Annotated in this window: 4 protein-coding genes; all 4 read right to left on the reverse strand. The window is 55.9% G+C overall.

Annotation, left to right across the window (positions count from 1 at the left end):
- On the reverse strand, nucleotides 1-268 hold a 268-nt coding region (locus ABX962_RS31220; RefSeq protein WP_372725460.1), incomplete at its 3' end, for a hypothetical protein.
- Nucleotides 268-2,301, reverse strand: a complete 2,034-nt coding sequence (locus tag ABX962_RS31225) for a BatA domain-containing protein (RefSeq protein WP_372725462.1) — start codon at nucleotides 2,299-2,301, stop codon at nucleotides 268-270. The genes ABX962_RS31225 and ABX962_RS31220, both read right to left, overlap by 1 nt.
- A gap of 15 nt (nucleotides 2,302-2,316) precedes the next feature.
- Complete coding sequence (locus ABX962_RS31230; RefSeq protein WP_372725464.1) at nucleotides 2,317-3,225, reverse strand: DUF58 domain-containing protein; 909 nt, start codon at nucleotides 3,223-3,225, stop codon at nucleotides 2,317-2,319.
- Entirely contained in the window at nucleotides 3,222-4,253 is a 1,032-nt protein-coding gene (locus ABX962_RS31235; protein ID WP_372725466.1) for an AAA family ATPase, read from the reverse strand. The genes ABX962_RS31230 and ABX962_RS31235 overlap by 4 nt, the downstream gene beginning before the upstream one ends.
- Nucleotides 4,254-4,431 lie beyond the last annotated feature (178 nt).

Raw genomic sequence — 4,431 nt, forward strand, 5'->3', positions numbered from 1 at the left:
CGGCGGTTTCCATGCTGAGCGAATCGTCGCCCAAAATCACCACCGTGGGACGACGGGTAGGATCAATTTGGTAGATCACCTCAGGCTGATTCAACAGCACCACCGCAAACGCAACCAACAGGACACGAAACACCTCGAGCCAAACCACTGACGAACGAAACCGGCGTCGCGCGGATGCGATCCAGGCGAGTCCACAGGTGACAATCAGAGCGATGATTGAAATCGCAAAAAACAGCGAATTCCATTGAAACGAGAAACCCGAATCCATCAAGCGGGTCCCCCTTGGCTTGCAACCTTGGCACTACGGCGAGGCAAACAGAGCACCGCTTCGAGCAACATTGCGACGATCATTCCGAGCAAGAACAAACGCCAGATTTCGCGGGCAATTCCGCCGGCGTCGTCCACACTTTCGTCGAGACGCGAAAAACTCACTCCCTCGAATAACGCCTCGACCTGGGCGGCATCGACCGTGTCGATCCGGTCTTCGCTCGCGTCCCGATTCACCGCGATCAACCGTCCGCCCTGCCCTGCCCCGCTGCGGTAAACGCCGGCGCTGGATGCATACTCGCTGGACAGCCCATTGGAGTCGCCCTCGAGTTGTTTCCAAGTCTCGGTCGACAAATCGACTTGACCGGCAACTTGGTCGCGTGTGCGGGTCAGCGACTGCAATCCTTGATCGATTGCACGTTGGACGATCGCGTATAACACGACCCCATTGTCGGCCAGCGACGATCGATCAAGCGAAGGTGAAGCCGCACAAAAATAGACACCTCCGTTGTCAGTCATCACCCGTGCCAGCAATGGATCGCCGCCGGTCACCGTGGCTAGCGATGTCACGTCACCTTCGATCTCGGCGTGCCCATGGACTTGCAACTGGCCCACGGGTAATCCGGCACCGCTACTGGTCGCAGCCAGCAGGTCTTGATCGGATCGCCAGTTTTCGACGAGGACTTTTTCGCCATCGCCCTTCCAACGCCCCCACTGAACGCCACGGAACTCGCGTTCGTTGAGAACACCTCCACCGGACAACAAGCTCGGCGGCGGAAAGAAAATCACTTGGCCGCCTTGGTCGACGTATTCAGCAACCTTCTCGGCAGCATCTCCGACTGGCAACTCGACACACCACAGAACCAGCGCCGCCGCGTCAAGCTCGAGTGTATCGACCAATTCAGACGTGGACACCTCGACAGTGGCTGAGACATTGGGCTCGGGTGAAACCGAGGCGGCGATCTCCAGTGCCTTGGTCGCATCTCGGTCATCACTGACCAAGACCACACGTCGTGGCGGCGGAGCATCGAAGACAAAAAACGAGACATTGTCGGCATTGTTTGCATCGGCGGGGATCGTAAGACGCCCCCACCCTGATTCGGTTTGCGGTGAGACCGGAATCCGATGATTACGCATTTCGGCCTGGTTCCCAACCAGGGGCAGATCAAATTGAGTTCGCACCCCATCGATCTCGACTTGTACTGGCACTGCGATGTGGCCGCCTCCATCACTAGCGTTTTCCCCAGCGGATCGGGATAGATTCAACGAGATTAACACGGCATCGCCGTCATCGTCCTTGATCCGCCGTGCCTCGCTGACACGAACCGACCGATTCGATGCATTGGATTCAGGATAAGCCAACAAATGGAACCGAATCGATTGAGGCATCTGCTTCAGCATCTCTCGCGACGCCGTCCAATGATGGCTCGCCGTATCCCAATCGGCGGACCGCAGATCGCTGCAAATCCAAATATCGGCATCGCCCACTTGGTTGCGTCTCAAATAGTCGACCGCAGTTTGAATCAACTTGGGAATCTTCGCCGTGCTGCTTGATCCTCGCATCAGCGGCGAATCGACCATGGCATCCAGTGTCGCAAACGAGCTCGGTTGTTCTGTCCCGCTATCGATTAGCACCCAGTGCGAAGCGTCAAGCATTCCCAGCGTGTTGGCGATTTGCTCGCGAGCACGACTCAATTTCGACTCACCCGACTTGCCGGTCTGTTGCATGCTCGGCGACCGATCCAAAATCACGACCGTCGTATCCACATGCCCTCCGAATCGCCAGCCGAGCAAACCGCTGGACAACGGACGGGTGACGGCAAAGATCAGCCCCGCGACCACAAGCACACGCAGTGCGAGAATCAACCAACGACGCAGTTTGGCATAACCTCGCGACATCTGGCTCGCTTGCATCAGGAACGCCATCGCGCCCCACGGCTTGGTTTGGTGACGTCGCTGGTTCATCCAATGAATGATCACTGGCAGCATCACCAACGGCAAAGCCAACAGCATCCACGGCTGCAAAAAACTCATCGGCGCACCACCCTATCAGACCCTTCTTCCTTGAGTCCGACCGACAAGGAAATCGCTCAGCACTTGCTCGTACGGCTGGTCTAACACGACGCGGTGATAATCCACCGACGCACGTGCCATCAGCGTTTTAATTGATTCCAAGTACTCATTCATCGCAGCATGATACGCCACCGCGATCTCACTGGGCTCGGCAAAGATCGTCGCATCGTTTTCCATATCGACGAACCGAGTCGGCTGGTCAAAATTGAACGCCAGCTCTTCGGGATCAAGCAAATGAAAAACCGAAACGTCATGTTTGCGAAAACGCAAATGTTCAAAACAGGGTTGTAAACGTTCGGGCGACACAAACAAATCCGACAACAAAATCACCAGAGCATGCTGCTGGATCGTCTCGGCCAATTCGTGTAACACCGCGATCAACTCCGTCTCCCCCGCGGCGGTCGCTTGATCGAGCAAGTTGAACAAGTTCGATAGATGTGCGGGATTACGCAATGCCGGCAACCGATTCACCACCTGATTCGCCACGCACGCCAAACCGACCGCATCCCCCTGCTCCATCGCCAGGTAGGAAAGCGTTGCTGCCATCCGTTTTGCATAATCGAGCTTGGACAATCCGGTACTGCCAAATCCCATCGATCCACTGGTATCAACGACGATCACCATTCGCAGATTGGTATCCGCTTCGAACTCTTTGACAAAGAAGCGATCGGTTCGCCCATAGGCACGCCAATCAAGTCGCCGCAGATCATCGCCAGGAACGTACTTGCGATACTCGGCAAACTCGACACTCGATCCGCGATGCGGGCTGCGGTGTCGGCCCGATACGCTGCCCAACATGACTTTACGCGCAAACAGCGGCAGCCCCCGCAGCCGCGCAAGCACATCGGGATCCAGGAAATCGCGAGTCGGCACCGGCGACGTCATACCGCCGTTTCCTCGACCAACCGTTTGACGATCGTCTTTGCCGTAACGCGTTCGCTCTGTGCCGCAAACGTCGTGATAATGCGATGCGTTAACACCGACGGAGCGACGTGTTGGATGTCTTCCAAACGCACCATGTAACTACCCTTGAGCGCCGCACGGCTTTTGGCACCCAGAATCAAGTTCTGCACTGCGCGAGGGCCCGCACCCCAGGAAACCAAAGGCCGCATCCAATCAGGCGCCGTCTCGCCATCCGGACGCGTTTTGCGAACCAAGCGAGCCGCGTAGGTGTAAAGATGATCCGGCACCGGCACCCGTCGTACCAAGTGTTGATACGCGAGAATATCCTCGGCGGTTAGCAAATGGTCCAACTGAGGCAACTCGTCCCCAGTCGTAGTTTTCGCAATTTGAATCTCTTCGGCTTCCGAAGGGTAATCCAATTCAATCAGCGACATAAACCGATCCAACTGCGCTTCCGGAAGCGGATACGTCCCCTCTTGCTCGACTGGGTTCTGAGTTGCCAATACCATGAACGGTTCGTCCAAGGGAAAGTGTTTTCCGAGTACGGTGACACGGTGTTCTTGCATCGCCTCGAGCATCGCGGCTTGCGTTTTTGGTGGAGCGCGGTTGATTTCGTCCGCTAACACGATATTGGCAAACAACGGTCCTTTGACGAACTGAAATTCACGCCGCCCATGATCCGATTCCTGCAAGATATCGGTGCCGGTGATGTCCATCGGCATCAAGTCGGGAGTGAACTGGATGCGGCTAAAGTCCAGCGACATCGTTTCGGCCAACTTGCTTACCAACAAGGTTTTGGCCAGTCCGGGAACCCCCATCAGCAACGCGTGACGGCGTGCAAAAAGACAGACGACCAATTGTTCGATCGTATCCTGTTGACCCACGATCACACGGGCCAACTCGGCTCGCAGTTGTTGGCTGATTTCGGCGAGTCGATTGATTGCATCGACATCATTGTCATTCAGAGTATCGGTCGTCATGGTGCTCTTTGAAATTCCATCGGCTCCCATCTCGCAACAATGCAAACGATCACTTTCATCATTCGAGATGTCTCCGCAGTATAACCAGTCAAACGTGATTCGGCGTCACTTCCCCCCGATGTTGTCGGGGCTACTAAAACAACTGAAAATCGCCAGCGGCTTCAAAGGCGGCTTCGTAATGCTCGATTTTCTCAGGCTCTGCCAATCC

This window comes from Novipirellula sp. (assembly GCF_041583735.1).
Classification (GTDB): Bacteria; Planctomycetota; Planctomycetia; order Pirellulales; family Pirellulaceae; genus Novipirellula.